This window comes from Nocardioides sp. (genome assembly GCF_041393715.1).
In the GTDB taxonomy this organism is placed as follows: Bacteria; Actinomycetota; Actinomycetes; order Propionibacteriales; family Nocardioidaceae; genus Nocardioides.
Genome location: NZ_JAWKJQ010000006.1, coordinates 270,000 through 296,013, shown reverse-complemented (window position 1 = coordinate 296,013; position 26,014 = coordinate 270,000). Strand labels below are relative to the sequence as shown.

The following is a 26,014-nucleotide window of genomic DNA, read 5'->3' as shown; positions in this document are numbered from 1 at the left end:
CCCCTGCGGCCCCCGACTCGGTCCGGGTCGGGGGCCGCGCTGTGTCCGGTTCGGGCGTCCGGATCAGGCGTCCGGATCAGGCGTCCGGTTCGGGCGTCGGGTTCAGGTGGCCGGCAGGGCGCCGTGGGAGGGGAGCGACGGGGTGACGATGGCCGCGCCGGTGTCATCGGCGTAGGTCGTGACGTCGGCGGGCCGGCGGTCGGCGTAGGCCGCGACGTAGGCACAGACGACCGCGTCGACGGGGTCCTCCGCCCGGCGCAGCTCGCTCTTGCGGGTGGCGGCGGCGATGCCGGCCACGTGGTCGTGCCACGCGGGGCCGAGGCGCAGCGGCGGGTCGGCGGCGTGCAGGCTCCCGAGCAGTGCGGTGAGCCGAAGCAGCTCGGCGCGCATCGACTCGACGGTGCGCCCGGACTTGGCCTTGTACTTCAGGGTGCGCGAGAGCCCGAACAGCGCCACGGTGGCGGCGTGCGGGTAGACCTCGAGCGCCCGGCGGGGCGCCGCGGGGTCGGCCAGCGAGAGCCCGAGGAGGCGGGCCAGCCGTGCTCCGCGCGGCTCCGGGACGAACCACGGCTTGGCCGTGTTGGAGGAGTGCGTGGCCGCCTCGAAGCGCGCGAAGTCTCGGTCGAGCGCCCGCTCGGCGCCGCGCTTGCCGGTCGGGTTCGCGACCACGAGCGGGGCGTCGATCGCGGCGACCAGCGGGCCGGCGTACGGCTGGAGGGCGGCGACGATCTCGTCGTCGGTCTGCACCCTGCTGAGGTGCACCAGTCGCCCGTCGGGGTCGAGCACCGCCAGGCCCGTGGGGTTGCGCTCCCCCCACGCCAGGTCGATCCCGACGTGGTGGGTGGGGGCTGGGGTTGGTTGTTTCACCATGTTCAGTGGTCGAACCTTCGCTTCACACGGTGAGTTCGTCGTGGGAAGCGCGCCTTCGCCGACATCCCATGGTGAAGCAACACACCCTCAGGTGTCTCCGCGCAACGAGAACGACCGCAGCCGGTCACCGGCGAACCAGACGCCACCGAGCACCACCACGGCGGTCGCGACCAGGGCGTATGCCGCCCCGACGCCGTCGGTGTGGATCACCGCCCGGTCGCTGAGCGAGTCGGCGAGGCTGCCGGCCCAGTTGCCGATGCTCAGCCAGCGCACGCCGGACAGCAGGTTGCCGAGCAGCCCCTCCCACACCAGCAGGAACAGCAGGCCGACGACCACGGCGTGCTTGGTGACGGCCGAGACGGCCAGGAAGAGCCCGCAGTACGCCGCCGCGGCGAGCACGCCGCCCACGAACCACGCCACCGTCGCGCCACCCCGTGAGGCGTCGAGCACGAACCCGGCGACGAGCAGCGGCAGCACACCGAAGCCCAGTGTCGCGAGCAGCGCGACGGCGTACTTGCTCGCCGCGATCGCGTGTCGGCTGACCGGCTTGGCCAACAGGTAGACGATCGAGCCGTCGTCCATCTCCGGACCGAGGGCCGAGGAGGTGGTGAGCAGCGCGACCAGCGGCAGCACCAGGCCGAGCCCGAGGCCGACCAGGATCTCCTCGTAGCCCGCACCCTCGCCGGCCAGCGTCCGCACCACCACGGCGAGCGCGATCATCACCAGCGGCATCAGCAGCAGCAGCCAGAAGCGGCGTCGTCCCAGGAGCGCCTGCAGCGCGAGCCGGATGATCGTGGCGTTCATCGCGTCACCGTTCCCCTCGCTGGCCGGACCCGGACACGAGGTAGGAGAAGACGCTCTCCAGCGACTCGTCGGTCGGTAGCACCTCGGTCAGCCGGATGCCGCCAGCGCGTGCGAGCGCCGGCAGCCGGTGGGCGAAGTCGCCCAGGTCGCCGACCTCGATGTCGAGCCCGCCCCGCGGCCGCAACGCCACCCCGAGCACGGACGGCTCGGCGATCAGCCGCGCGGCGAGCCCGCGGTCGTCGCTGCTCCTGACGACGTAGCGGTCGGGCCGGTCGGTCATCAGCCTCCGGATCGCCCCGAAGTCGCCGGACGCCGCGTGCCGGCCGGACACGACGACCTCGATGTGGCGGGCGAGCTGCTCGACCTCCTCGAGGATGTGCGAGCTGAAGAGGACGGTGCGCCCTTCGGTGCCCATCCGTCGCAGCAGCTCCATCAGATGCAGCCGCTGTCGCGGGTCGACGCCGTTGAAGGGCTCGTCGAGCAGCAGCACGGCGGGGTCGTGCACCAGGGCCGAGGCGAGCTTGATCCGCTGTCGCATGCCCTTGGAGTAGGTCGCGATCCTCCGGTCGGCCGCCTCGGTCTGGTCGACGGTCTCGATGGCGCGGGCGGCGGCCGCGCCCGGGTCGGCGAGCCCGTGCAGCTCGGCGTTGGCCACCACGAACTGGCGGCCGGTGAGGTAGTCGAAGGAGATCTCCCGCTCCGGGACCAGGCCGATGGCGCGGTAGACCTCGCGGTTGCGCCACAGGGGCCGGTCGTCCAGCGTCACGCTGCCGGACGAGGGCGGCAGGAAGCCCGACATCATCGCGATCAGCGTGGACTTGCCGGCGCCGTTGGGTCCGAGCAGCCCGGTGACACCCGGGCCGATGGTCATGGTGATGTCGTTGACGGCCACGACGTTGCCGTACCAGCGCGACGCGCGGGTCACCTGGAGCACGCTCATCGGCTCTGCCTCGTCATCGACCGGCCACCCTCCGGTAGCGCCAGACCAGCAGGCCCAGTCCCCCGAGCACGACCAGCAGCCCGGCCCCGACGTAGACGGCCTGCGCGACGACGGAGTCGGGCGGCGCGATGCTGCCTCCGGTGTCCTGCCAGGCGTCCACCAGTCCAGCGTGCAGCCGGAACGGGGACAACAGGCCGGCGACCTCGCCGACCCGAGCCACGCCCTGCTCGCGAGCGATCGCCTGCACGGCCTGGATGATCCCGTCGCCGAGCAGCAGCACCGCGATGGTGGCCACGACGGCGAACCCGCGCCGGGTCGACCAGGCGCTGATGAGCCCGGCGACACTGGCCACCATGCCGGCCAGCAGCAGCCCGAGACCCACCGCCGCCAGCAGGTCGCCGGTCTCGCCGAGGACCCCCTGGCCGGAGAGCAGCGAACCGACGTAGAGCACCAGCATCGGTGTCAGCAGGAAGACCATCAGCGCCGCGACCAGCGACAGCCACCGGGTGGCGGCGTACGCCGAGGCGCGCAGCGGCCGCGCGAGGTAAAGCACGATCGAGCCGTAGCGGAGGTCGTGGGAGAAGAGGATGGGTGCCTGGGCGGCGGCGAACACGCTGAGCAGCGTGGTGGTGCCGGGCAGCGAGGGGTAGGAGGCGAAGAGGTCGGTCTGGCCGAAGAGCACCATCGCGACCACGATCCCGATCGTGGGGATGAGATAGAAGCCCAGCAGCAGGAACGGCAGGATCTTGGACTTGCCGGACCGCCCGAGCCCGTAGGCGTTGCGCAGCCCGGTCAGGAACATCGACCACGCGATGCGCCACTCGCCGCGCCGCGCACCGTCGTAGGGCCGGTAGCCGAGGTCGTGGATGACGCCCCGGCGCGCCCCGCCGGCAGCCTCAGGACGTGGGGAGGACATGGTCGCCTCCTTCCCGGAAGACGTCCTCGATCCGCCGGTGGTCGGCCTGCAGCCGGGCCAGCCCGACCCCCAGGTCGCAGGCGGTGTCGCGGATGACGTCGTGCACGTCGCGATCGGTCGTGGCGCGGGTGGTGTCCACGGCGATCAGGTGTCCCTGCGGCCAGCACGGGAGCCCGGCGGCCGCGAGGGCCTGACCCATCCGGTCCTGGGTGCCGGTCTCACCCACCACCTCGATGAGGAGGGTGCCGGTGGAGTCCAGGAACTCGGTGGTGGCCGACGACCGCAGCAGCCGGCCGCTGTCGAGGATCACCACGTGGTCGCTCACCCGCTCGAGCTCGCCCAGCAGGTGGGAGGTCACCAGCACCGCGATGCCGAAGTCGTGGCCGATGCGCTGCACCAGCTCGAGCATGTCGTCGCGCGCCGCCGGATCGAGTCCGTTGGTGGGCTCGTCGAGGAACACCAGCCTCGGGTCGTGGACCAGCGCCTGGGCCAGCTTGGCCCGTTGCTTCATGCCGGTGGAGTAGCCGCCCATCGGTCGGTAGCGCTCCTCGGCGAGCCCGACGTGGCGGAGGACGTCGGCGGTGCGCTCGCGAGCGGCCGCACGGGGCAGCCCGGACATCTGGGCCAGGTGGTTGACGAAGTCGCTCGCGCTGACGTCGGGCGGCAGGCACTCGTGCTCGGGCATGTAGCCGACCTGGCGGCGGATCGCCTCGCCGTGCTGTGCGATGTCGAGTCCCAGCACCGTGGCCCTGCCCCGGGTCGGCGCGAGCAGCCCGAGCAGGATCTTGATCAGCGTCGACTTGCCGGCCCCGTTGGCGCCGACCAGTCCGGTCACTCCCTCACCGACCACGATGTCGAGGCTGTCGAGGGCGAGCACCGCGCCGTAGTCCTTGGTGAGCCCGTCGGTGGTGATGACGCGGCCGGCCGGCTCGACCTCGGGAGGCGGCGGCTCGCCGTCCGGTGCGTGGTCCCCCATGGGAGTGACCCTAACGACGACCCGGCTGCCCCGCCTCGGGGTCGACCCCTGAGGGGTCCCCGGGGTTGGTGGCTCACCATGTCTCGGTGGCTCCGCCTGCTTCACCTGATGACGCGTCAACCACGGACCGGCCGACCCCGGCTAGACATTTGGACTCCATCATGTGAGAAACCGCTGCGGGGTTGGAGCGCGGTGCTACTGTTCTTCTCGTAGCCCCGACCGGTACCCGAGAGCCGGTCGGGGCTACATACGTTCTCGGGCCTGTCGCCGACCCGCCCGGGAGGGCGACAATGAGGCCGTGACCGGTCTCCAGGCCGCGGCCGCCGGGTGGCGAGACCGCGTACGCAGCTATCGGCCGGCCGATGCGCTTCCCGACCTGGCCGCCGGCCTGCTGGTGGCGGCCCTGGCCGTGCCCCAGTCGTTGGGCTACGCCGCCGTGGCCGGCGTACCGGTCCAGGTGGGGCTCTACACCCTGCCCCCCGCGCTGCTCGCGTACGCCGTCTTCGGCTCGTCGCGACTGCTGTTCATGGGGCCGATCTCCACCGTGTCGGTGCTGTCGGGCTCCCTGGTCCGCCAGCTGTCCGGCGGCGACCCGGAGCAGGCGGTGCTGCTCACCTCCGCGCTGGCGGTGCTGGCGGGCGTGACCCTGGTGGCCGCCGGCCTGCTCGAGGTCGGCTGGATGGCGCGCTTCCTCAGCCAGCCCATCGTCACCGGCTTCGTGTCCGGGCTGGTGGTGCTGATCGTGCTGGGGGAGCTGCCGGCACTGCTCGGGCTGGACCCACCCCAGGGGGCCGTCCTCGACCGGGTCCGGGCGCTGGTGCTCGACCTCGACCAGACCCAGGGTCTGGTCGTGCTGCTGTCCGCCTGCGCGCTGGCTGTGCTGTTCGCCGGTGGCCGGTGGCTGCCGCGGGCGCCGTGGGCGCTGGTCGTGCTGGTCGGCGGCATCGTGCTCTCCCAGGTCCTCGACCTGGCCGGCCGCGCCGTTCCGGTGGTGGGCACGGTGCCGACCGGCCTGCCCGCGCCCAGCTGGCCGTGGTGGGGGATGGACGACGCCCTGGGCCAGCTCAGCGGGCTGGTCACCGGCGGTCTGGCGATCGCGGCGGTCGGGCTCGCCGAGGGGCTGGCCGCGGCCCGGACCTTCCGGGTGGCCGAGGACCGGCTCCGAGACGACCGGGAGCTGGTCGCCAACGGCGTGGCCGACCTGGCCGCCGGCCTCTTCGGAGGGATGGCCGTCGGAGGCAGCCTGTCCAAGACGGCCGCCAACGCCCGCGCCGGCGCCCGTTCGCAGCTGAGCGGGGTGGCGGCCGCCCTCGTCGTGGTGCTGGTGCTCGTGCTGGCGGCGGGGCTGCTGGAGCCGCTGCCGCGGGCGGTGCTGTCCGCCGTGGTGGTGCACGCCGTCTGGGGGCTGGTGCAGCCGGCGGAGTTCGTCCGGTTCAAGCGGTTGCGGCGCAACGACTTCATCTCCGCCCTGGTCGCGTTCGGCGGCGTGCTCGCACTGGGGCCGCTCAACGGTCTGCTGCTGGCGGTCGGGCAGTCGCTGCTCGGCCTTGTCTACCGTTCGTCCCAGGTCCAGATCGACCGGATGGGCAAGGTTCCCCACGAGAAGGCCGCCTGGGGCGCCATCGCCCACGACGAGGACCGCGAGCCGGTGCCCGGGGTCCTGGTGCTGCGACCCGACGGGCCGATCTTCTGGGCCAACGCCGACCCGGTGTTCCGACGGATCCGCCGGCACCTCGACCACCATCCCGAGACCGGGGTGGTGGTGCTGGACCTCGAGGCCAGCAACCAGATGGACGCGACCACCGTCGACAGCCTCAGCTCGCTGCTGGCCGAGCTGCGCGGGCAGGGCCGCGACCTGTTCCTGGTGCGGATCTTCGGCAACGTCAGGGTGGTGCTGGAGCGGTCCGGCTTCCTCGACGAGCTGGGCGAGGGCCGGCTGTGGCACTCCATCTCGGCGGGCGTCAAGGCGGCCAAGCGCACCCCGGCGTACGCCGCGGTGATCGACGCCGCCGAGCCCGCCGACGACGAGACCGACGACGACCGCGACCACATCGTCACCAAGTCCGCCGATCGGGCCGGCGGCGACGAGCTCGACGACTGAGTGAGGTCCGGCTCCTCAGGTCAGCCGGGTGAAGCGCACCTCGACCTGCAAGGACGCGGTGGCCGAGCCGGAGTAGACACCCTTGAACGGCGGCACGTCCTCGTAGTCGCGACCGCGGGCCACCACGATGTGGTCGACACCGACCTGGGTCTGGTTGGTCGGGTCGATCGCCAGCCAGCCGCCGTCCCAGAACTCGACCCACGCGTGGCTCTCGCCGGTGGAGGTGTCGCCGACGCTCCCGTTGCGCGTGGGGGCGAGGTAGCCGCTGACGTAGCGCGCGGGAATCCCCAGCGCGCGCAGGGCACCGAGCGCGATGTGCGCGAAGTCCTGACAGACGCCGCGGCGTTCGTGCCAGGCCTCCTCGCCACTGCTGTGCACGCCGGTGACGCCGTGCTCGTAGGTCATCGCGTCGTGGATCTTCTCGCCCAGCGTGTACGCCGCGGCGCGCGGCGTGGCCAGCGCGCGCACCTCCTCGGCGAGCTCGGCGAGGCCGGGGCCGGCGGCGGTCCGCGGAGTCGGCATCAGCCACTCGAAGCTGCGGTCCTGCACGTCGTCGTTGCGCAGGGCCGACCAGGACGTGGGCTCCGCGGGCTCCTCGGGGGCGGACCGCTCGACGGTGCTGGTCGCCTCGATGTCGAGGCGGTCGTGGGCCGCGAGCGACTCCATGGCGGTGACGTGGGTGCCCCAGTGGTCGCGGTAGACGTGGCTCCAGGTCATCGGCCGGACCCGGATGCGGTTCTCCAGCGTGGTCTGCCCCGGCTCGTTGAGCGGGGTCATCCGCAGCTCGTTGTGGGAGGCACGCACCGGCGTGGGGTAGAGCAGCTCGGTGGTGTGCACGATCCGGTAGCGGCGCACGGTCACACCAGCTCCTCGGTCCACACCGGCGTGGGCCCGGCCTGGAAGTAGCGCTCCGCGATGCTCTGCGCGGAGGCCATCACCGCCTCCATGACCCGCAGCATCTGGCCGGGCAGGTCGGCGAGGATCTCCTCCGGGGCGCGGTACTCGAGCGACGTGCGGATCCGGCCGAGCTGCCGCCTGGCCTCGTCGGAGACGCCGATCCGCTCGGCCTCGGGGGAGAGCTTCATCAGCCGGCGTTCGGCCTGGGCCAGCGCGAAGATCACCGAGCGGGGGAACTCCCGGTCGAGCACCAGGAAGAGCGCCGCCATCTCGTCACTGAGCAACCCGCGGTGGCTGCGCATGAACGCCTGCTGGGCGCCGCAGCTGCTCAGCACCGTGGTCCACGAGGGGCCGCCCTGAGGCAGCCCGCCGTTGGCCACCAGCCGCGCGGTCATGTCGGCACGCTCGAGTGACCGCCCGAGCACCAGGAACTCCCAGGCGTCGTCGTGGCTCATCGTGGAGTCGGCGATGCCGCTGACCAACGCCGCCCGCTCGCGCACCCAGGAGAGGTGCCGCTCGGTGACGGCGTGCCGCCCCATGCTGTTCCAGCGGTGCCAGGTCGTGTTGATCGCCTCCCACAGCTCGGTGGACAGCGTCTCCCTGGCGCGGCGGGCGTTCTCCCGGGCGGCCAGCCAGGAACCGGCGATCGAGCTGGAGTTGGTGCGGTTGAAGACCAGCTGCGACCCCACCTCGGCCATGCCGACGCCCTCGGGGGTCTGCATGCCCATGATCACCGACAGCACGGTGCCTGCCGCGGCCTCCTCGTCGGTGCCGGGGTCCTCCAGGAGCTGCAGCCGGAGTACGTCGACGATGCGGGCGGTGCCGTCGGCGCGCTCGACGTAGCGGCCGATCCAGAACAACGACTCGGCGATCCGGCTCAGCATCCGTCGCTCCCCTCGTCGGGGGTGCGCGCGAGGTCGGGCGGCGACAGCCGTCCGGTCTGCTGCTGCTGTTGCTGCTGGGAGCGCATCGCGTCCTCGGGGGAGGAGGTGGGTGCGGTCATCACCACGACCTCGCGGGTCTCGGGCTCCGAGGCGGCGTGCGCGCGGGTGAGCGGCCGGCCGTGTGCCGACAGCACCCAGGTGTCCTTGGAGCCGCCGCCCTGGCTGGAGTTCACCACCAGCTGACCCTCGAGAAGCGCCACCCGGGTGAGCCCACCCGGAAGCACCTGGATCCGGTCGCCGTCGTTGACCGCGAACGGCCTCAGGTCCACGTGCCGTGCCCGGAGGCGGCCGTCGATCAGGGTCGGCACCGTGGAGAGCTGGACGACCGGCTGGGCGATCCAGCCGCGGGGATCCTCCTGCAGCTGGGCCCGCAAGCGGTCGAGGGTGGCGCCGTCAGCCGCCGAGCCGACGACCAGACCCTTGCCACCCGAGCCGTCGACCGGCTTGACCACCATCTCGTCGAGGTGGCCGAGGACGTGCGCGAGCGCCTGCGGCTCGTTGCAGCGGTAGGTGTCGACGTTGGGCAGGATCGGGTCCTCGTCGAGGTAGAACCGCACCAGGTCGGGCAGGTAGGAGTAGATCAGCTTGTCGTCGGCGACGCCGTTGCCCACCGCGTTGGCCAGGGTCACCCGTCCGGCACGCACTGCCGAGACCAGGCCCGCCACGCCGAGCACCGAGTCGCCGCGGAAGTGCACGGGGTCGAGGAAGTCGTCGTCGACACGGCGATAGATCACGTCGACCGGCCGGTCGCCCTTGGTGGTGCGCATCCGCACCTGGCCACCGCTGCTCACCAGGTCGCGGCCCTCGACGAGCTCGACGCCCATCATCCGGGCGAGCAGCGCGTGCTCGAAGTAGGCACTGTTGTAGACGCCCGGGGTGAGCACCACGACGGTCGGGTCCTTGGTGCCGTCGGGCGCCGCGGCCCGGAGTGCCCGCAGCAGCATCCGCGGGTAGTCGTGCACGGGGCGGATCCGCATCGTCGAGAACGCCTCGGGGAACACGTTGGCCATCGCGCGGCGGTTGGCGATGACGTAGCTGACCCCCGACGGCACCCGGACGTTGTCCTCGAGCACGCGGAAGGTGCCGTTCTCGTCGCGGATCAGGTCGATGCCGGAGACGTGGACGCGGACGCCGTTGGTGGGGCGGATGCCCATCACGGCACGGTGGTAGTGCTTCGACGAGGCGATCAGCCGCCACGGGACGACGCCCTCGTGGACCGCCCGGGGGATCTCGCCCTCGCGGCTGTAGATGTCGTCGAGGAGCGCCTCGAGCGCGGTGACCCGCTGGGCGACGCCGGCCTCGATGATCTCCCACTCGTGGGCCGACAGCACGCGCGGGACGGCGTCGAGCGGGAACGGGTGCTCCTCGCCGGAGTAGTCGAAGGTGACGCCCTGGTCGAGGTAGTTGCGGGCCAGCTGGTCGGCGCGCTCGCTCATCGCGGTCGACGTCATCGCCGCCAGCGTGTGGTGCACCGCCCGGTAGGGGGTCCGGGGCGTGGCTGGCCCCATGAGCATCTCGTCCCACGCCTCCGCGACCTCGTAGCCCTCGAAGAGGCTGGTCTGCTCGGCGGCCGGTTCCATGCCCTGCACGCTAGGGGGATGCTGTCACGGTCACAAGGCGGGAGTGTGACGGACGTGTTTCCCGCGGGCTACAGGCGGGCGGTGGTCGACCGCCGAGCACGGCCGGCTCAGAGGGCACTCAGGTGCTCACGTAGGCCGCGCTCGGCCTCGTCGCCGAGCTTCTTGAACGCCCCTCCGAGCAGCGGTGCGAGCAGCTTCACCAGACCCTTGAAGTCGAAGTCGGCGGTGTAGGTCACCCGAGACCCGCCGGTCGTGGTCGACGCGAACTCCATGGTGTCGTTCGCGACCACGGTCTTGTTCTCGCCGCGCAGCGCGAACTTCTCCTGCGGCACCAGCTCGATGACCTCGTAGACCAGCTCGGTCTCGCGGCCGTTGAACGTCGAGGTGTTGTGGTACGTCGTCCCGACGCCGCCGTCGCCGGAGACCCGGACCGTCCGCACCGAGCCGGGGTCCCACTCGGTGGTGGTCGTGAAGTCGCTGAGATAGGCGAACACCTTCTCCAGCGGGGTGTCGACCTCGACGGTGCGGCTGATCCTCATGACGGTCCTTCGACGGGCGGGCGGTTCAGGTTGCCGGCTGGCCGGCACTGCGAGCCAGGTACCCGTTGGCCAGCAGCACCATGCCCGCGGCCAGGATCGCGGCGACACCGGTGGCCAGCGAGGCCGGCTCCCCGGTGAGCCGGCCGACCGCGATCCAGGAAAGCCCCCAGGCGGCGGCAGCGGCCACGGCCCAGTCGCCACGCAGTCGGCGCGCGACCGCCGCCAGGATCACCGTGGCCAGCGCCAGCACCAGCACCGCCGCGGTGTCGGCGACGGCGGGACGCGGGTCGACCCCGGATTCGACGAGGGCGGCGGTGACGTTGGCGCAGGTCGCGACGGTGACCCATCCGAGATAGAGACCGAAGGTCGTGTCGACGACGACCCGCTCGGCCGTCGAGGAGGCCGGGTGGTCGGCCAGCCGCTGGGCCAGCACGCCCAGGCAGACCACCAGGAGTGCGATCACCGCCACACTGGCCCAGATCCAGCCCTGCTGGGTCACCAGCAGCCAGGCGGCGTTGAGGATCATCGACGCGGCGGCGAGCCACCCGGTGGCACGCAGCCTCGGGCTCGCGGCCTGGGCGGGGATCCACTGCCAGACCGTGTAGGCCGCCAGCCCGAGATAGATCACCGACCAGATGGAGAACGCCGGCCCGGCCGGGGCCAGGCGGGTCGCGTCGGCGGCGAGCGCTCCTCCGGAGGACTCCTCGACGCGGGTCCCGAGCACGCCCACGCCCACGAGGGTGCCGACGACGCAGAAGATCTCGGCGGCAGTGACGCTCAGCTGGCGGAGTCGGTCAGCGGCGGTCGCGGCGGTCTCGGCGGTCATGCCGCCGAGGCTAGTGGGCCACCCGAAGCCCCAGGTCGGCCACCGCAGCGCGCGCGATGCGCGTGCCGGAGACCAGGGCACCCTGGATCGACGCGGTGTCACGGTGGTCGCCGGCAAGGAACAGGTGCTCGCCCACCTGTGGGCGTCGTCTCGGCACCAACGGTGCGGGCTGGAACGGCAGCGCGTGCGGGATGTCGTGGCGGACGAGCAGGTCCCAGGAGCTCGCGTCGGTCTGCCAGAGCTCCCCGAGCTGCCGGCGTACGTCGGCCTCGGCGGCGTCCGGAACCCGGTCGAGCACCACCGTCGCCTCGATCAGGTGCCGGCCCTGGGGCGCGTAGCTGGGAGCCGCCTGGCTGACCACCGCGGCGTGCTGGGCCGGACCGCGTTCGCGCCGGGCGTCGAGCGTGAGCAGCGGGCGGTCGAAGGGCGCCTCGGCGGCCGCGAACCACCACGTGGCGAGACCCCGGCTGGGCGGCGCGAGCCCGGGCAGCAGCGTCTCCACCTGGTCGGGGCCGACGGCCACCACGACCGCCCGTGCCGACCAGTTGTCACCCTCGGTCTGCACCTCGACTCCGCCGGGCCCGGACCGCAGCCCGGTCACCCGGGTGCCGAGGAGCACGGGAGAGCGCAGCCGGCTGGCCAGCTGGTCGGACAGCGCCTGCATGCCTCGGGCGGGCAGCCCCGGGGTGCCGAGCACGAAGGCGCGGGCCAGCATCCGCACCAGGTTGGCCGACGCCGTGCCCGAGGCGTCGGCGAGGACGCCGGCCAGGAACGGCTCGAGCACGTCGTGGCGCAGGGGTCCGTCCACGCCGGCCCGGTCGAAGGCGTCGCCGAGCGGCTCGTCCTCGCCACGCAGCACCTTCTGCGGGTCGACCAGCGCCGGCCCGAGGAAGCGGGCCAGGCCGGCCAGCTCTCGTGGTGAGAGGGTGCCGCTGGTCAGCGTCGACCGCAGCAGCCGAGGTGCCCGGCGAGGGTCGCCCAGGACGGTCATCCCCTGGGGCCGGCGCACCGCGACGCCCGCCTCGAAGGACTGCAGGCCCAGCGCCGGCAGGTCGACGTAGCGCTTCACCGCGGGGTAGGCCGGATTGAGCAGCTGGAAGCCGCGGTCGCAGAGGAAGTCGTCGACCCGGTCGGTGCGGACCCGGCCGCCCACACCGTCGGAGGCCTCGAGCACGGTCACCTCGACGCCGCTGTCCTCCAGCTCCGCCGCGCAGCGCAGTCCGGCCAGGCCGGCTCCGATGACGACGACCTCGCACGCCCGACCCATCTGGCCCTCCCTCCCGACGGCTGTGCCGACCAGCCTGCCACGCGACGCCGGCCGGCCTCCACGAGTAGCGTCCGGGCTGTCGGGGGACCGGTCGGGCGCTTCCGGCCGGATCAGCTGCTCAGCCGGCCTCGGCGCGCGGGGGGAGCGCGCAGGCGACCTCCCCGCGCAGCCGTGCGCGCAGTGCCCAGCCGAGCAGGCCGACGGCGACCACCGCCAGGTAGGGCTGCACCGGCTCGAACCAGCGCAGCGCCCCGGTGTAGCCCAGCGCCAGCACCACGACCTTGTTGCACACCGGGCAGCCGACCGCGAAGAAGCCGAGCAGCCCACCCAGCGCCCCCCGCCGCCCCTGCGCGTCCGCCAACGGGTCGCCGGCGGCGGTCTCGGCCCGGCCGTCGCGCGCGGGCTCCCGGACGTAGGTCGCCAGCAGCAGACCGCTGAGCACCGACGTCACGAGCAGGACCGGCCAGGCCCAGGCGGGCGCCTCGATCTGGCGCCCGAAGACCGGGTTGGGCACCAGGTCCGACGGCAGCCCGATCACGAGCAGCGTGGCGAGCGCGGCCACGGCGGCCGACACCCAGCGGCGCGCGCCCCAGGAGCGCAGCGCACGCCAGCCGGAGGCCGGCGCTGCGGTGTCGATGGTCTCCGGGGTCGGTCCAGCCATGCCCCCCATGATGCGGGACGGGCGGTGACCGGGGACGGGGCGGGTCGGTCGGGTGTCGTAGCGTGAGCGCGCACACCATCCGTCGAGCGAGCAGGAGGCCGACGCCAGTGGCCGGGTGGCGCAGCCTGTTGGCGGACACCCGCCCGCTCCGGGAGCCGGCCTTCCGTCGGCTCTGGGTGGCCAGCATCATCACCGTCGTCGGCGCCCAGCTCACGGTCGTCGCGGTGCCGGCGCAGCTCTACGCGATCACCGGCTCCTCGGCGTACGTCGGTCTGGCCGGGGTGTTCGGGCTGGTGCCGCTGGTGGTGTTCGGGCTCTGGGGCGGGGCGCTCGCCGACGTCTTCGACCGTCGTACGCTGCTGATCGTCACCACGCTGGGGCTGATCGGGACCTCGGCGCTGTTCTGGCTGCAGGCGCTGTTCGGCAACCGCGACCCGTGGCTGCTGCTCGGGCTGTTCGCGCTGCAACAGGCGTTCTTCGCGGTCAACCACCCGACCCGCAACGCGATCATCCCGAGGCTGGTGCCGGCCGACCAACTGCCCGCGGCCAACTCGCTGTCGATGACGGTCTTCCAGGGAGGGGCGATCGCCGGGCCGCTGATCGGCGGCGCCCTGATCCCGGTGCTGGGCTTCGCCTGGCTCTACCTCGCCGACACCGTCACCCTGCTCGCGACGCTGAGTGCGGCCCTGGCGCTGCCGCGGCTGCCGATCCAGGGCGTCGTCACGACCCCGGGGCTGCGCTCGGTGCTCGAGGGACTGCGCTACCTGCGCGGCCACCCGGTGCTCCTGATGAGCTTCCTGGTCGACCTGATCGCGATGATCTTCGGGATGCCGAGGGCGCTGTTCCCCGAGATGGCGCACCTGTCGTTCGGCGGCCCGTCGGAGGGCGGCCTGGCGTTCGCACTGCTGTTCGCCGCGATCCCCGCGGGCGCGGTGCTCGGCGGTGTGCTGTCCGGGTGGGTGTCCCGCGTCGAGCGGCAGGGGTACGCCGTCGTGGTCGCGATCATCGCCTGGGGCCTGGCGATGGTGGGCTTCGGTCTGGCCGCCGGTGCCGCAGACGGCCGGGCCGGCCCGTTCCTCGCGCTGGCGGTGCTGATGCTCGTTCTCGGCGGTGCGGCCGACATGTCCTCGGCGGCGTTCCGGATGAGCATGCTGCAGTCGGCGGTGTCCGACGAGGTGCGCGGTCGGCTCCAGGGCGTGTTCATCGTGGTGGTGGCGGGCGGCCCGCGGATCGCCGACGTGGCCCACGGTTCGGCCGCCGTCGTCGTCGGGACCACCGTGGCGGCCGCCGGTGGCGGGCTGCTGGTCGTGGTCCTCACCCTCGTGGCGGCCCTCGCCGTGCCGGCGTTCGTCCGTTATCGGGTGGCCCCCGCCTCCGGCTGACCGGCCTGGCGAGGCATCGGCACCGGTCACCCGGGACCAGCGGGGTGGGTGAGGTCATAGGCCCGCGACACCTTCTGCGGCACCACCATCCGCCAGGCGTCGACCACCAGCTCGCGGGCCTCGTCGGGGTCCAGCTCGGGCAGCCGGGCGTGCACCCAGTGGAACCGCATGTCCGACGGCGACGGGAGGGCGAACTTCGCCGGCTCCGCCGCCACCAGCTCGGCCCGTTCGTCCCTCGGAAAGGCAAACCCCATCACCCGCTCGTCGAGGTCGAAGGCGACGTAGACGATCTGCCCGACCCGGAACTTCAGCCGCCCGCGCACGACGACCTCGTAGGACCGCTCCAGCTCACTGCCCAGGGCCCGCACGTCGTCCACCGTCGCCATGCCCAGATCAGACCACCGACCCGGCGCGGAGTCATCCCTGCGGGCGCCGCCGGTCACAGTGCGAGGCGCAGGATGACCTCGCCGTCGGGGTCGGTCTCGCCGGTGGGCTCGAATCCCAGGCGGGCGTAGAAGCCGGCGGGGCCGCCGTCGCCGACCACGTGGCTGGTGAGCAGCTCGCGGCCACCCTGGTCGCGCACCAGGTCGGCGACCAGACGCACCGCGTCGCGCCCGTACCCGTGCCCCTGGTGCCTCTCGTCGATGAGCAGCTTCCACAGGAACCACGGGCCGTGGATCTCCGGCGGCCGGGGCTCGACGTCCCAGCTCAGCATCACGAAGCCGACCGGCCGCTCGTCGGCGTAGACGGCCCGGAACCAGGGCTTGTCCTGGGGGTGCTCCTCCGCCTCCTCCAGCGACTCGGTCACCGAGGAGACGAAGCGTTGCTGCGCCTCGGACACGCTCAGCGCCGCAACGGCCTCGGCGTTGGCGTCGGTGATCTCACGCAGGCTGACCGCCATCGGTCCCTTCCTCTCGTCGGTGGTCGGAGGTGCCTCCGCACGGTAGCCGTCCCAGAGCCGGCCGCCGACCCGGTCGAGCACGGCGTCGGCGAGCCGGGTGAGTGGCGCGACGTCGCCCACCACGGCGGCCTTCAGGGCGTCGTCGAGGGTGGGGGCGAGGTCCCCGCCCGTCCGGACGTCGAGGGCGACGAGCTCGCGGGCCAGCCACTTGCCGCTGCCGCGCCAGGCGCCGGCGAGGGCGAGCGCCAGCTCGGCGGTGACCCGCCAGGTCGCGACCGCGGTGGCCGTCAGGATCGGCCCCGGCTCGGCGTCCGCCAGGTCGTCGAGCAGGTCGGTGAGGCCGTAGCGCTCCAAGGCGAGCTCGTCGTCGGTCAGGGCCGGGGGGCCGGCCTCCAGGATCGCTCGGCACTCCGCCTGCAGCTCTGCGCCGGCGTCGCCGTCGAGCAGGGGTACGCCGGCCGCGACGAGCCGCGCCATCGACGGCGACCGGCGGGCCAGGTCCTTGGCGACGTAGCGCCGGACGGAGGTGGGTGTGTGCACGAACAGCTCGACCGGCCAGCCGGCGAAGACCATCGACTCGCGGAAGACCTGCTCCCCCTCGGCACGCAGCACGGTCACGTCGAGGTCCGACGTCGCCGTCGCGCCGCCGAGCACCACCGAGCCGGACAGCCACGCCTGCCGGGCCTCGGGGAAGTGCTCGCGCACCAGTCTCCGCGCGGTCTCCACCGGCTCAGGTCGCTCCACCCGCCCATGGTCCCGGATGACCGGCGGGTGGCGCTCGTGGATTTCGGGGCTACCCGCCGCCCCACGGCGGCCGGCGGGTGGTCACCACGACGTTGCTGAGATGCGAGCCCTCCCGGCGACGTACCGGCGGACGGCGGCGGCGTCCTCGGGCGCGACGAACAGCTGGAGCGGGATCTCCCGGTGACCCCGGCGCCCGTGAGCGGGAAGCGCTCCAGCACCTGTTCCACGAAGCGCTCACGGCGATCGGTCGGGCGGTAGTCCGCTGCCCGGATCAGCAGGAAGCCGCCGGAGACCACGCTCACGGACGTGAGGGACTCGGTGTCGCGCCAGCGGTCGGCGGCCGCGACCACGTCGGAGAAGGGAGCCGGCGCGAGGGTGATCTCCACGTCGTGATCGTCCGCGGCGTACGCGGTGAAGAGGTACTCCCGCACCTGGTCGTCGTGCGCTGCCGCCAGCAGGTCGTCGACCATCTCCCGGGTGGCGTGCTGGTCCTGGTTGATCGCGAGCGTGGCCCCGTTGCAGCACAGCACGACGCGGACCGAGGTGACGTCCTCGTCGTCGATGGCGTCGTCGAGGCTCGCGAAGACGTCCTCCACCTGCTCCGCGGTGGACGACTCGTCCATGTGGACCACCAGGTCGTGGGCGTCCGGTCCCTCGAGGCCCTCGAGCCCGGTGGGGTGGGAGTCGATCCTGATCGTGCCCACCCCGGGCCTGCCCTCGATCAGCGCGCGAACCTCGTCTGCCGACCGGGAGCAGCTCGCCAGGGAGGTGAGCAGGACGAGGCCCACGGCGCCCGTCGCCGCCAGTCTCTCGCGTGCTGACCTCACCGCCACAGGCTAGGTCGGGAACCGCCGGTCCGTGCGCTTTCCGCGTGGACGCCGGGGCTACCGTTCGGGACATGACTCTCCGCGTAGGCATCCAGCTCCACCCCCAGGCGACCACCGTCGACGAGATGCGTCGCGCCTGGCGCGCCGCCGACGAGATGGGCGCCGACTCGATCTGGACCTGGGACCACTTCTACCCGCTCTATGGCGACCCCGACGCCGCGCACTTCGAGGGCTGGACGTTGCTGTCGGCGATGGCCGTCGACACCAGCCGCGCTCGGATCGGCCTCCTCGTCACCGGCAACAGCTATCGCAACCCCGAGCTCCTCGCCGACATGGCGCGCACGGTCGACCACCTCTCGGGCGGCCGGGCCTATCTCGGCGTCGGCGCCGGGTGGTTCGAGCGCGACTACGACGAGTACGGCTACGAGTTCGGGACGGCTCCCGACCGCCTTCGTCAGCTCGGCCGCGACCTGCCGCGGATGACGTCGCGGATCGCCAAGCTCAACCCGCCGCCGATGGGTGACCTGCCGATCCTGATCGGGGGCTCGGGCGAGAAGGTCACCCTGCGGCTGGTGGCCGAGCACGCTCAGGCGTGGAACACCTTCGGCCCTCCGGAGCACTTCGCCCAGAAGTCGGCGGTCCTCGACGACTGGTGCGCCAGGCTCGGTCGGGACCCGTCGACGATCGAGCGCACCGTGGGCGTCGGCGCCGACGACGTGCACGACGTCGAGCGCTACCTCGACGCCGGCGCGGACCACGTGATCGTGATGACGGGCGCGCCGTTCGACCTGGCACCGCTCGCGTCGCTGATCGAGCAGCGCGACCGGATCAACGGCTGAGCGGCCACCTCACCGAGGAGCGTCGAGCGCCGGGTCGCCCGTCGGCAGGACGTCGACGGCCCAGTCGGCTCGCTTCCAGTCCGGCACCGGGGGAGCCTCTCCGGTGCGCGGGACGAAAGGCGACCGCTGTCGGTCGCCCGTGCGGTGGAGGTAGCGCGGGCAGTTGGGGAACGCCTGGGTCACGGTGACCCGGACCACCAGCTGTGCCCCCGGCCAGTCCTCGAGCAACGGGTCGTGGTCGCTGACCGTCGCCCGCCCGTGCACCCGGACCCGGCTGGGTTCAACGAAGTCGATGAAGAGCAGGCCCACCTGCTGCGACTCCACGGTGTTGCCGAGCGTCAGGAACATGCCGTTGCCGTCGTAGGACGGGAACGCGAGCGTGTGCTCGTCGAGGACCCGGACGAACCCCGGGTCCCCACCCTTGTAGGAGCACGTCGGCTGACCCGCACCGTCCACCGTCGCCACGAACATCATGTCCTGCCGCTCGATGAAGGCGGCCGTGTCGGTGTCGAGGTGGTCGTGGACGAGCAGGTCGTTGATCCGGTCGGCCAGTCGCCGGGTGTCGAACCGGTCCTGCAGCTCCCGCTGGGCAGCGGTGTACTCCATGGCCGGAGCGTACGCCGCCCGGGAGACCGCCGTCAGGTGCTGGCGACCGGCCCCTCGACCAGCTCGCAGCGGCCGTCGTCCCAGGCGACCAGCCCGGTCCGGCCCGGGCGGGTGCGCAGCCAGTCGGCGGCCGCGGGGCCCTGGGCGTAGGCCGCGGTGGCATCGATGTCCGCCCAGGTGAGCGAGGGCCCGATCACCGTGACCGAGCCGACCCCCAGGGGCGGCCGACCGGTGCGGGCATCGACGACGTGAGGACCGCGATGGGCGGCTCCGGACGTCGCGACCGCGCCGTCACGGACCGGGACCCGCGCCACCAGTCGCCGGGGGTCGCGCGGGTCCTCGATGCCGACCTGCCAGGCGGGCGAGTCGCCGCGGACCACCCGGCAGACCATGTCGCCGCCGGCAGACAGGCAGAAGTCGGTGTCGTCGAGGGCGTGCAGGAACCGCGCCGCCCGCTCGACCGCCCAGCCCTTGACCACCCCGGTGGGGTCGAAGGCCACGTCACCGTCGTCGGGGGGCAGGAACGACGAGAAGGCGCCGCCCGACTCGCGCTCGGCCTGCTGGGCGAGCTCGAGGACCTCGGTCATCTCGGGCGGACAGCCGTCGAGCTCGAGCTCACCGCGGCGCAGCCGGGAGGCGGCGGAGTCGGGCCGCCACAGCGAGAAGACCCGGTCGACCCAGCGCAGGTCGGTCACCACCTCGGCCCAGGCGGCCTCGGCCGCCGGTCCCCGGGCGTGCCGGCCGCGCAGCGCGAGGCTGACCGGCATGCCCATCAGCTGCTCGACCCGCCGGTGGATGCGGGTCGGCTCGGTGAGGGGGGAGATCACAGACCGGCCTCGTCGAGCGCCGCCTGGAGCGACTGGACGTAGCCGACGCTGGTGACCGTGGCCCCCGAGATCATGTCGATCTGTGCGCTCTGCTGGTCGAGCGTCTCCTGGACCAGGATCGGCAGCGCGTAGTCGTTGATCTGCACGTCGCGTGGGTTGTTGTAGGGGTAGACCGGCACCGCGACGTCGGTGATCTTGCCGTCCTGGACCGTGATCTCGACCTGGACCGGGCCCCACCGGGTCTGCACCTCGGGCCCGGTCACGGTGCCGGAGCTGCCGCTGCCGCTCGAGGAGCCGGAGCCGCTCGAGTCGCCGGAGCCGTTCGAGGAGCCGGAGCCGTTCGAGGAGCCGGTGTCCCCGGAGCCGTTCGAGTCACCGGACCCGGAGCCGCCCGTGCCGGTGTCGGTCTGTGGGGTGGTGCCGGCCTGCGGCGAGCCGAGGATCGAGGTGCTCGACTGCAGCGCTCCCGCGGTGGAGGTGTGGTAGCCGAACAACAGCACGACGACGGTGATCGTGCTCAGAAGCCCGGTCACGAGGCGGGTTCCGGGGGTCACGGTGTCTCCTTCATGACAGTCACCAGCCGAAGCTCTCGACGTGGAAGCGTTCGGGGGGCAGGCCGAGCGCCAGCGCGCTGCGGCGTACGTCGTCTGCCCAGGCGTCGGGTCCGCAGACGTAGACGTCGCGCTCGGCGAGGTCGGGCACCCAATGCCCGAGCGCCGTCGCGTCGTCGACCCGGCCGGCGTTGGCGCCGAGCCACGACGTGGGGGACCGGCGTCGGCCGGGCAGCCAGAGCACCTGGAGCCCCCGCTCGCGAGCGAGCACGTGGAACTCCCGCTCGAACAGGGGCCGGTCGCGGAAGCGGTAGAGCACGACCGCGTCGCCCGGGGCGTAGGCCAGTCCCTCGGCCAGCGCACGCAGCGGCGTGATGCCGACGCCGGCGCCGATCAGGGCGACCTTGCGTCGGCTCCGGGCGCGTGGGGACAGCCGCCCGTAGGGACCCTCGACCAGCGCACGGGTGCCGGGGCGCAGCGAGGCGAGGGCGGCGCTGCCGTCGCCGAGCGACTTGACGCTGATCCGCAGCGAGCGACCGTCGGGGGCAGCGGACAGGGAGTAGGGGTGGGCGCGGGTCCAGCCCGGTCCGAGGAACCGCCACTGGAAGAACTGACCCGCCTCGGCCCGGAGTCGGTCGAGGCGGCGGCCGGTGAGGTAGACCGAGACCACACCGTCGCCCTCGTCGCGGACCGAGGTGACGCGCAACCCGTGGCGGGCACTGCGCCACAACGGCAGCGCCACGCGGAAGACGACGATGGCCGCGGCTGCGCTCGCCCAGGCGGTCCACCAGAACACCGTGGCACCGCGCGAGGTCAGGAACTCCTGGCCGGTCCAGAGCTGGTGCGGCAGCGCCAGCCCGACGCCGAGGTAGGCGTAGAGGTGGAGCAGGTGCCACGACTCGTAGCGCAGCTTGCGGCGCGCTGCCTTGATGCTGGTCGCCACGACCAGCACGAGGAATCCGGTGCCGGCGACCGCCAGCAGCATGCCGGGGTAGTCGACGGTCAGCGTCCACAGCGTCGAGGGGGTGTCCAGCAGCGACCCGGCGGCGTACCCCCAGGTGATCAGCACGACGTGGGCGAGCATCAGGTTGAACGACGTGAACCCGACCAGCCGGTGCTGGCGGGCGAGCCGGTCCTGCCCGAAGGCCTGCTCGAGGACCGGCAGCCGGGCCATCAGCAGCACCTGCGCGAGCAGCAGCACCGACGCGACCAGGCCGGTGAGGCGGCCGATCGAGGTCAGGCCGCCTGCCCAGGTGGCGAGGTCCTGCACTCCCCGGTCGGCGACCCACCAGTAGGTGACGAGCAGCAGGCTCAGCCAGAGCAGGCTGAACGCGCCGAGCCGGACGCCGGCGTCGCGGCGCGCACGGGGGTACGTCGCCCGGCTCCGTGCGCCCAGCCCGGCCGTCGGGGAGGACAGGACCGCCGTCACGTGGTGGAGCCGGTGTCGTTGCCGGAGTCGGTGCCGCCGGACTGGTCGCCACCGCCGAACTGGTCACCGCCGCCGAACTGGTCCCCGCCCGGCCCGCCGCCGGGCGGCGCGGGCCGAAGCCGTCGTGGTCGTGGTCGCCGTCGCCGATCCCGCCGCCCTCGCCGAACCCGTGCTGGTCGCCGTTGCGGTCGACCTGGAAGGAGGTGGGCGTGAAGCCGTCGCGTCCGTTGTTGCCGGCGGTCGCGTGGCCGATGGCGAAGCCGCCGACGCCACCGACCGCGACCAGTGCGGCGGCCGCACCGGCCAGGCCGAGGCGACGGGCCCAGGGGGACGGGCCGTCGGCCTCGAGGCCGCCGGCGTCGGGGCCGGCCGGGCCGACGTAGGCCGGGATCGGCTGCGGGGCAGGCTCGCCGGTCGTCTCGTCGATCGGCTGGTCGATCGGCTGGTCGGGGGCGTCGCCCTCGGCGACCGGAGCCCCCTCCACGGCATCGGCGGCAGGTTCGTCGGTGCGCTCCCAGCGGGAGCCGCTCGAGACGGGCGCGGTGTCGTCGCCGGGCTCGTGCCCAGCGGGGTCGACGGGCTGCGACTTGTCGGTCACGGGGTTCTCCTGGTCGGTGGGAAGGGCCACGTCGCCCTTCTGGACCACCATCCTGGGCGACCCACCTGGGCCTTCCCTCGGCTGAACCTGTGCGTTTCCTGTCAGCCGTCCCCGATCGTTTGCTGCACCCGGCCCCGCGACCCGCCGTGGGCCGGGGTCATCTGCAGCAAGCGATCACGAGGGGCGGGCGGCCACGAAGGCCTCCACGCACCGGCGTACGTCGGCCTCGGAGTGGGCGGCCGAGAGCTGGACCCGGATGCGGGCCTGCCCGCGCGGGACGACGGGGAAGGAGAAGGCGATGACGTAGACGCCGTCGGCGAGCATCCGGTCGGCCACCTCGGCGGCGACCCGGGCGCCGTCGTCGCCGGGGAACATCACCGGAGTGATCGGGTGCTCGCCCGGGAGCAGGTCGAAGCCCGCCTCGGTCATCAGCTCACGGAACAGCGCGGTGTTGCGACGCAGCGTCTCGCGGGCCTCCGCGGAGGTGCGGGCGATCTCGAGCGCCTTCAGCGAGCCGGCGGCGACGGTCGGGGCGACCGCGTTGGAGAAGAGGTAGGGCCGAGCGCGCTGGCGGAGCAGCTCGACCACCTCGGCGCGGCCGCTGACGTAGCCGCCCGACGCGCCGCCGAGCGCCTTGCCCAGCGTGCCGGTGAGGATGTCGACCCGGTCGGCGACGCCGAAGTGCTCCGGCGTCCCGCGGCCGCCCTCGCCGACGAAGCCGACGGCGTGGGAGTCGTCGACGAGCACCAGGGCGTCGTACTGCTCGGCGAGGTCGCAGATCCGGTCGAGCGGGGCGAGGTAGCCGTCCATGGAGAACACCCCGTCGGTGACGATGCACCGGCTGCGCGCGCCGGAGGCCGCCTGCAGCTGGGCCTCGAGGTCGGCCATGTCGGCGTTGGCGTAGCGGAACCGCTGGGCCTTGGACAGCCGGATGCCGTCGATCAGCGAGGCGTGGTTGAGCGCGTCGGAGATCACCGCGTCGTCGGGGCCGAAGAGTGTCTCGAACACGCCACCGTTGGCGTCGAAGCAGGAGGAGAACAGGATGGTGTCGTCGGTGCCGAGGAAGTCGCTGAGCGCGTCCTCGAGCTGCTTGTGGAGCTCCTGGGTGCCGCAGATGAAGCGCACGCTGGCCATCCCGAAGCCCCACTCGTCGAGCGCCGCGCGGGCGGCCGCGACGACGTCGGGGTGGTCGGCGAGCCCGAGGTAGTTGTTGGCGCAGAAGTTCAGCGCCTCGCCGTCGCCGCCGGTCGCGCCGGCCGCGACCCTGATGTGGGCGGCCTGGGGCGAGGTGAGCCGCCGCTCGTGCTTGGTGAGGCCGGCCTGCTCGATCTCGTCGAGGGTGGCCCGCAGCCGGGCCAACGTGTCGCCGTACATCTCGTCCTCCTCGGCCAGCGGGTCTCAGGTCCAGTCCAGGATCACCTTGCCGCACCGGCCGGACCGGATGGCGGCGAAGGCGTCCTCGAACTGCTCGGCGGGGAAGCGGTGCGTGATCACCGAGCGCAGCGCGTCGCGCATCGGGCCGGAGGTCTGCAGCATCGCGCTCATGGCGTACCAGGTGTCGAACATCTCGCGGCCGTAGATGCCCTTGATGGTGAGCATGTGGGTGATCACCCGTCCCCAGTCGATGACGTAGTCGTCGTGGGGGAGCCCGAGCATCGCCACCCGGCCGCCGTGGTTCATCGAGCCGAGCATCTCGGAGACGGCGGCGGGTGCGCCGGACATCTCCAACCCGATGTCGAAGCCCTCCTTCATGCCCAGCTCGGCCATCGCCTCCTGCAGCGACGTCGTGCGGGTGTCGATCGCCAGGTCGGCTCCCGCCGCGCGGGCCAGCTCCAGCCGGACGTCGCTCAGGTCGGTGACGACGACGAAGCGGGCACCGACGTGGCGGGTGATCGCGGTGGCCATCACGCCGATCGGGCCGGCGCCGGTGATGAGCACGTCCTCGCCGGCGATCGGGAAGGAGAGCGCGGTGTGCGTGGCGTTGCCGAACGGGTCGAAGAGCGCGCCCAGCTCGGGGTCGAGGTCGGGCGGCTGGACCCAGACGTTGCTCCCCGGGATGACGACGTAGTCGGCGAACGCCCCGTCGCGGTTGACGCCGATGCCGACGGTGTTGATGCACAGGTGCCGGCGGCCGGCACGGCAGTTGCGGCAGTGGCCGCAGACGAGGTGGCCCTCGCCGGAGACGAGCTGGCCGACCTGCACGTGCCCGACATCGGCGCCGACCTCGACCACCTCACCGCAGAACTCATGCCCCACGACGAGGGGTGGGCGCACGGTCTCGGCGGCCCAGTCGTCCCATTCGTAGAGGTGCAGGTCGGTGCCGCACAGTCCGGCGCGCTGCACCCGGATCTTGACGTCGTGGGGACCGGGCGCCGGCTCCGGGACGTCGAGCAGCTCCAGGCCCGGGCCGGGCCGCGTCTTGACCAGCGCCCGCATGGCACTCCCTTCACGGCCGGCCCGACCGCGGTGTCGCCCGGCAGTCTCACCGTATCGCCGGACGGCGGCCGCGGAACCCCGGGCAGCACTCGGCCCGGTCAGCGGGGGCTGACCGGGCCGGTGAGGGGTGTGACGCGGCTCAGCCGCGGCCGGTGAGGCGCGAGAAGAAGCCGCCCGAGGAGGGCTCGTTGGCGTGGCCCTCGCAGCGGTTGTTCTTGGGCACGTTCGCCATGACCTGCTGGACGTGCATGCCGCAGCCGGACCAGGTCGTCTTGCCGCACTTACGGCACGGGACGGGGTGGCACATGGTGTCTCCTGAAGGGTGTCGAGGTGTGGTGAAGCGGTGTGAAGGTGTGAAGCGGTCGGATCAGGCGGCGCGGGAGGGCATCCCGGCATCCAGGGGACGTCCCGAGCGTACCCAGGCGGCGGTGCCGCCGGCGACGTTCCAGGCGTCGAAGCCGCGCGCACGCAGCAGGTCGGTCATCGCGCCGCTGCGGTTGCCGGTCGCGCAGATGACGAAGGTGCGGCGCGACCGGTCGAGCTCCCCGAGCCGGGCGGCCAGCTGGCTCATCGGCAGGGGGACGGCACCGGGGACGTGACCGCGCGCGAACTCCATCGACTCACGGACGTCGATGATGACGGCGTCGCTGGGAGCGGCGGCGAGGGTCTCGATGTCGATGTTCCACATCGGCAGGGTCTCTCCTGTCGGGCTGGGGCCTGTCGGGCCTGGGTGGGTGGAGGTGGCGGCCGGAAAGTTTGGCCTAGGAATACCCTGGGGGGTATCTTGTGTTCGCAACGGTAACACCCCCTGGGGTATCCTTCAAACTCAGCAACGACGAAAGGCAGGCCATGGCCACCACCACCCTCGGGCAGGACAACTTCGAGGCGACCATCAAGGACAACGAGATCGTTCTCGTCGACTTCTGGGCGTCGTGGTGCGGTCCCTGCAAGATGTTCGCGCCGATCTACGAGAAGGCCTCCGAGGCCAACAGCGACATCGTCTTCGGCTCGGTCGACACCGAGGCCGAGCGCGCACTGTCCGCGGCCGCCGGCATCAGCTCGATCCCGACGCTGATGGCGTTCAAGGACGGCTCGCTGGTGTTCGCGCAGCCGGGCGCACTGCCCGCATCGGCGCTCGACGAGCTGATCTCCGCGGTGCGCGCGCTCGACATCGAGGCCGCCCGCAAGGAAGCCGCCGCCGCCCAGCAGTGACCCCGCGTCCCCGGGCCGGCGCCCGCCGGCCACCCCACCCACCACCGAGGAGGAATGATGGAGCTCGACCCCGAGGAGATGAACCACGTCATCAACCGGATCAAGCGGGCCCAGGGCCAGCTCGGTGGCGTGATCAGGATGCTCGAGGAGGGGCGCGACTGCGAGGCGGTCGTCACCCAGCTCGCCGCGGTCTCGAAGGCGCTGGACCGGGCGGGTTTCGCCGTGGTCGCCTCCGGCATGCAGCACTGCCTGGCCAACCCGTCGGCCGAGGAGTCCAGCGTCGACGTGAAGCGGATGGAGAAGCTCTTCCTCACCCTCGCCTGACGGCGAGGCGTCGCGGA

At 72.8% G+C, this 26,014-nt stretch carries 28 protein-coding genes; 5 read left to right on the top strand and 23 right to left on the bottom strand.

Going from position 1 to position 26,014, the window contains the following annotated elements:
- Nucleotides 1–102: 102 nt before the first annotated feature.
- From R2740_RS12045 to R2740_RS12025, 5 genes are all read right to left on the bottom strand, one after another.
- Entirely contained in the window at nt 103–870 is a 768-nt protein-coding gene (locus R2740_RS12045) for a DUF429 domain-containing protein (protein ID WP_371302925.1), read from the bottom strand.
- Nucleotides 871–957: 87 nt separating this feature from the next.
- Nucleotides 958–1,674 carry an ABC transporter permease gene (locus R2740_RS12040; protein WP_371302924.1) on the bottom strand — a complete coding sequence of 239 codons (717 nt, stop codon included), beginning with the start codon at nt 1,672–1,674 and terminating at the stop codon, nt 958–960.
- A 4-nt stretch (nt 1,675–1,678) separates the two neighbouring features.
- Nucleotides 1,679–2,614 carry an ABC transporter ATP-binding protein gene (locus tag R2740_RS12035; RefSeq protein ID WP_371302923.1) on the bottom strand — a complete coding sequence of 312 codons (936 nt, stop codon included), beginning with the start codon at nt 2,612–2,614 and terminating at the stop codon, nt 1,679–1,681.
- Nucleotides 2,615–2,627: 13 nt separating this feature from the next.
- Nucleotides 2,628–3,530, bottom strand: coding sequence for a hypothetical protein (locus tag R2740_RS12030; protein ID WP_371302922.1), 903 nt, complete (start codon nt 3,528–3,530; stop codon nt 2,628–2,630).
- Nucleotides 3,511–4,506 carry an ABC transporter ATP-binding protein gene (locus R2740_RS12025; protein WP_371302921.1) on the bottom strand — a complete coding sequence of 332 codons (996 nt, stop codon included), beginning with the start codon at nt 4,504–4,506 and terminating at the stop codon, nt 3,511–3,513. The genes R2740_RS12030 and R2740_RS12025 overlap by 20 nt, the downstream gene beginning before the upstream one ends.
- A 298-nt stretch (nt 4,507–4,804) precedes the next feature.
- On the opposite strand from R2740_RS12025, the gene R2740_RS12020 reads away from it, so the two are divergent.
- Nucleotides 4,805–6,607 carry a SulP family inorganic anion transporter gene (locus R2740_RS12020; RefSeq protein WP_371302920.1) on the top strand — a complete coding sequence of 601 codons (1,803 nt, stop codon included), beginning with the start codon at nt 4,805–4,807 and terminating at the stop codon, nt 6,605–6,607.
- A gap of 15 nt (nt 6,608–6,622) precedes the next feature.
- On the opposite strand, the gene R2740_RS12015 is transcribed toward R2740_RS12020, so the two are convergent.
- The 7 genes from R2740_RS12015 to R2740_RS11985 form a co-directional block, all read right to left on the bottom strand.
- Nucleotides 6,623–7,468 (bottom strand): transglutaminase domain-containing protein, encoded by an 846-nt coding sequence (locus R2740_RS12015; RefSeq protein WP_371302919.1) that lies wholly within the window; start codon nt 7,466–7,468, stop codon nt 6,623–6,625.
- Nucleotides 7,465–8,388, bottom strand: coding sequence for an alpha-E domain-containing protein (locus tag R2740_RS12010; RefSeq protein ID WP_371302918.1), 924 nt, complete (start codon nt 8,386–8,388; stop codon nt 7,465–7,467). The genes R2740_RS12015 and R2740_RS12010 overlap by 4 nt, the downstream gene beginning before the upstream one ends.
- Nucleotides 8,382–10,028 carry a circularly permuted type 2 ATP-grasp protein gene (locus R2740_RS12005; protein WP_371302917.1) on the bottom strand — a complete coding sequence of 549 codons (1,647 nt, stop codon included), beginning with the start codon at nt 10,026–10,028 and terminating at the stop codon, nt 8,382–8,384. Before R2740_RS12005 ends, R2740_RS12010 begins: the two co-directional genes overlap by 7 nt.
- 107 nt (nt 10,029–10,135) lie before the next feature.
- Nucleotides 10,136–10,567, bottom strand: coding sequence for an SRPBCC family protein (locus R2740_RS12000; RefSeq protein WP_371302916.1), 432 nt, complete (start codon nt 10,565–10,567; stop codon nt 10,136–10,138).
- A 25-nt stretch (nt 10,568–10,592) separates the two neighbouring features.
- The gene (locus R2740_RS11995) at nt 10,593–11,393 is read right to left on the bottom strand and encodes a TspO/MBR family protein (RefSeq protein ID WP_371302915.1); all 801 of its coding nucleotides are present in this window, start codon (nt 11,391–11,393) and stop codon (nt 10,593–10,595) included.
- Between the two features lie 10 nt (nt 11,394–11,403).
- Nucleotides 11,404–12,660 (bottom strand): NAD(P)/FAD-dependent oxidoreductase, encoded by a 1,257-nt coding sequence (locus tag R2740_RS11990; RefSeq protein ID WP_371302914.1) that lies wholly within the window; start codon nt 12,658–12,660, stop codon nt 11,404–11,406.
- A gap of 118 nt (nt 12,661–12,778) precedes the next feature.
- Nucleotides 12,779–13,321, bottom strand: coding sequence for a hypothetical protein (locus R2740_RS11985; protein WP_371302913.1), 543 nt, complete (start codon nt 13,319–13,321; stop codon nt 12,779–12,781).
- Between the two features lie 107 nt (nt 13,322–13,428).
- On the opposite strand from R2740_RS11985, the gene R2740_RS11980 reads away from it, so the two are divergent.
- A complete protein-coding gene (locus R2740_RS11980) occupies nt 13,429–14,703 on the top strand; it encodes an MFS transporter (protein WP_371302912.1) in 1,275 nt (424 codons plus the stop codon).
- A gap of 26 nt (nt 14,704–14,729) precedes the next feature.
- Here the strand turns inward: R2740_RS11980 and R2740_RS11975 are convergent, their stop codons facing one another.
- The 3 genes from R2740_RS11975 to R2740_RS11965 all read right to left on the bottom strand — a co-directional run bounded on the left by R2740_RS11975 (nt 14,730) and on the right by R2740_RS11965 (nt 17,175).
- Nucleotides 14,730–15,089: an MmcQ/YjbR family DNA-binding protein gene (locus tag R2740_RS11975; protein WP_371302911.1), complete on the bottom strand. Its 360-nt coding sequence runs from the start codon at nt 15,087–15,089 to the stop codon at nt 14,730–14,732.
- A gap of 53 nt (nt 15,090–15,142) precedes the next feature.
- Nucleotides 15,143–15,604, bottom strand: coding sequence for a GNAT family N-acetyltransferase (locus tag R2740_RS11970; protein WP_371302951.1), 462 nt, complete (start codon nt 15,602–15,604; stop codon nt 15,143–15,145).
- Between the two features lie 614 nt (nt 15,605–16,218).
- Nucleotides 16,219–17,175, bottom strand: coding sequence for a hypothetical protein (locus R2740_RS11965; protein ID WP_371302910.1), 957 nt, complete (start codon nt 17,173–17,175; stop codon nt 16,219–16,221).
- A 71-nt stretch (nt 17,176–17,246) separates the two neighbouring features.
- On the opposite strand from R2740_RS11965, the gene R2740_RS11960 reads away from it, so the two are divergent.
- Nucleotides 17,247–18,014 carry an LLM class F420-dependent oxidoreductase gene (locus R2740_RS11960; protein WP_371302909.1) on the top strand — a complete coding sequence of 256 codons (768 nt, stop codon included), beginning with the start codon at nt 17,247–17,249 and terminating at the stop codon, nt 18,012–18,014.
- A gap of 9 nt (nt 18,015–18,023) precedes the next feature.
- Here R2740_RS11960 and R2740_RS11955 read toward each other — a convergent pair whose 3' ends face one another.
- The 8 genes from R2740_RS11955 to R2740_RS11920 all read right to left on the bottom strand — a co-directional run bounded on the left by R2740_RS11955 (nt 18,024) and on the right by R2740_RS11920 (nt 25,149).
- Nucleotides 18,024–18,620, bottom strand: coding sequence for a pyridoxamine 5'-phosphate oxidase family protein (locus R2740_RS11955; RefSeq protein ID WP_371302908.1), 597 nt, complete (start codon nt 18,618–18,620; stop codon nt 18,024–18,026).
- Between the two features lie 32 nt (nt 18,621–18,652).
- Nucleotides 18,653–19,447, bottom strand: coding sequence for an FAD:protein FMN transferase (locus tag R2740_RS11950; RefSeq protein WP_371302907.1), 795 nt, complete (start codon nt 19,445–19,447; stop codon nt 18,653–18,655).
- Nucleotides 19,444–20,001: an FMN-binding protein gene (locus R2740_RS11945; protein WP_371302906.1), complete on the bottom strand. Its 558-nt coding sequence runs from the start codon at nt 19,999–20,001 to the stop codon at nt 19,444–19,446. Before R2740_RS11945 ends, R2740_RS11950 begins: the two co-directional genes overlap by 4 nt.
- Before the next feature lie 19 nt (nt 20,002–20,020).
- Nucleotides 20,021–21,427 (bottom strand): ferric reductase-like transmembrane domain-containing protein, encoded by a 1,407-nt coding sequence (locus R2740_RS11940; protein ID WP_371302905.1) that lies wholly within the window; start codon nt 21,425–21,427, stop codon nt 20,021–20,023.
- Between the two features lie 772 nt (nt 21,428–22,199).
- Nucleotides 22,200–23,399, bottom strand: coding sequence for a glycine C-acetyltransferase (locus tag R2740_RS11935; protein ID WP_371302904.1), 1,200 nt, complete (start codon nt 23,397–23,399; stop codon nt 22,200–22,202).
- A 24-nt stretch (nt 23,400–23,423) separates the two neighbouring features.
- Nucleotides 23,424–24,461, bottom strand: coding sequence for an L-threonine 3-dehydrogenase (gene tdh / locus R2740_RS11930; protein WP_371302903.1), 1,038 nt, complete (start codon nt 24,459–24,461; stop codon nt 23,424–23,426).
- 139 nt (nt 24,462–24,600) lie between these two features.
- On the bottom strand, nt 24,601–24,768 hold the full coding sequence (locus R2740_RS11925; RefSeq protein ID WP_371302902.1) for a hypothetical protein: 168 nt from the start codon (nt 24,766–24,768) through the stop codon (nt 24,601–24,603).
- A 60-nt stretch (nt 24,769–24,828) separates the two neighbouring features.
- On the bottom strand, nt 24,829–25,149 hold the full coding sequence (locus R2740_RS11920) for a rhodanese-like domain-containing protein (protein ID WP_371302901.1): 321 nt from the start codon (nt 25,147–25,149) through the stop codon (nt 24,829–24,831).
- Nucleotides 25,150–25,310: 161 nt separating this feature from the next.
- On the opposite strand from R2740_RS11920, the gene trxA reads away from it, so the two are divergent.
- Together trxA and R2740_RS11910 are read left to right on the top strand one after the other, a co-directional pair.
- Complete coding sequence (gene trxA, locus R2740_RS11915) at nt 25,311–25,673, top strand: thioredoxin (RefSeq protein WP_371302900.1); 363 nt, start codon at nt 25,311–25,313, stop codon at nt 25,671–25,673.
- A 57-nt stretch (nt 25,674–25,730) separates the two neighbouring features.
- A complete protein-coding gene (locus R2740_RS11910; protein WP_371302899.1) occupies nt 25,731–25,997 on the top strand; it encodes a metal-sensitive transcriptional regulator in 267 nt (88 codons plus the stop codon).
- Nucleotides 25,998–26,014: the final 17 nt, after the last annotated feature.

What these genes read in the sequence shown, in the direction of transcription:
- R2740_RS12045 (WP_371302925.1), bottom strand. Translation starts at nt 870, where the DNA reads ATGGTGAAACAACCAACCCCAGCCCCCACCCACCACGTCGGGATCGAC.
- R2740_RS12040 (WP_371302924.1), bottom strand. Translation starts at nt 1,674, where the DNA reads ATGAACGCCACGATCATCCGGCTCGCGCTGCAGGCGCTCCTGGGACGA.
- R2740_RS12035 (WP_371302923.1), bottom strand. Translation starts at nt 2,614, where the DNA reads ATGAGCGTGCTCCAGGTGACCCGCGCGTCGCGCTGGTACGGCAACGTC.
- R2740_RS12030 (WP_371302922.1), bottom strand. Translation starts at nt 3,530, where the DNA reads ATGTCCTCCCCACGTCCTGAGGCTGCCGGCGGGGCGCGCCGGGGCGTC.
- R2740_RS12025 (WP_371302921.1), bottom strand. Translation starts at nt 4,506, where the DNA reads ATGGGGGACCACGCACCGGACGGCGAGCCGCCGCCTCCCGAGGTCGAG.
- R2740_RS12010 (WP_371302918.1), bottom strand. Translation starts at nt 8,388, where the DNA reads ATGCTGAGCCGGATCGCCGAGTCGTTGTTCTGGATCGGCCGCTACGTC.
- R2740_RS12005 (WP_371302917.1), bottom strand. Translation starts at nt 10,028, where the DNA reads ATGGAACCGGCCGCCGAGCAGACCAGCCTCTTCGAGGGCTACGAGGTC.
- R2740_RS12000 (WP_371302916.1), bottom strand. Translation starts at nt 10,567, where the DNA reads ATGAGGATCAGCCGCACCGTCGAGGTCGACACCCCGCTGGAGAAGGTG.
- R2740_RS11995 (WP_371302915.1), bottom strand. Translation starts at nt 11,393, where the DNA reads ATGACCGCCGAGACCGCCGCGACCGCCGCTGACCGACTCCGCCAGCTG.
- R2740_RS11990 (WP_371302914.1), bottom strand. Translation starts at nt 12,660, where the DNA reads ATGGGTCGGGCGTGCGAGGTCGTCGTCATCGGAGCCGGCCTGGCCGGA.
- R2740_RS11985 (WP_371302913.1), bottom strand. Translation starts at nt 13,321, where the DNA reads ATGGCTGGACCGACCCCGGAGACCATCGACACCGCAGCGCCGGCCTCC.
- R2740_RS11975 (WP_371302911.1), bottom strand. Translation starts at nt 15,089, where the DNA reads ATGGCGACGGTGGACGACGTGCGGGCCCTGGGCAGTGAGCTGGAGCGG.
- R2740_RS11970 (WP_371302951.1), bottom strand. Translation starts at nt 15,604, where the DNA reads ATGGCGGTCAGCCTGCGTGAGATCACCGACGCCAACGCCGAGGCCGTT.
- R2740_RS11960 (WP_371302909.1), top strand. Translation starts at nt 17,247, where the DNA reads ATGACTCTCCGCGTAGGCATCCAGCTCCACCCCCAGGCGACCACCGTC.
- R2740_RS11955 (WP_371302908.1), bottom strand. Translation starts at nt 18,620, where the DNA reads ATGGAGTACACCGCTGCCCAGCGGGAGCTGCAGGACCGGTTCGACACC.
- R2740_RS11935 (WP_371302904.1), bottom strand. Translation starts at nt 23,399, where the DNA reads ATGTACGGCGACACGTTGGCCCGGCTGCGGGCCACCCTCGACGAGATC.
- tdh (WP_371302903.1), bottom strand. Translation starts at nt 24,461, where the DNA reads ATGCGGGCGCTGGTCAAGACGCGGCCCGGCCCGGGCCTGGAGCTGCTC.
- R2740_RS11925 (WP_371302902.1), bottom strand. Translation starts at nt 24,768, where the DNA reads ATGTGCCACCCCGTCCCGTGCCGTAAGTGCGGCAAGACGACCTGGTCC.
- R2740_RS11920 (WP_371302901.1), bottom strand. Translation starts at nt 25,149, where the DNA reads ATGTGGAACATCGACATCGAGACCCTCGCCGCCGCTCCCAGCGACGCC.
- trxA (WP_371302900.1), top strand. Translation starts at nt 25,311, where the DNA reads ATGGCCACCACCACCCTCGGGCAGGACAACTTCGAGGCGACCATCAAG.
- R2740_RS11910 (WP_371302899.1), top strand. Translation starts at nt 25,731, where the DNA reads ATGGAGCTCGACCCCGAGGAGATGAACCACGTCATCAACCGGATCAAG.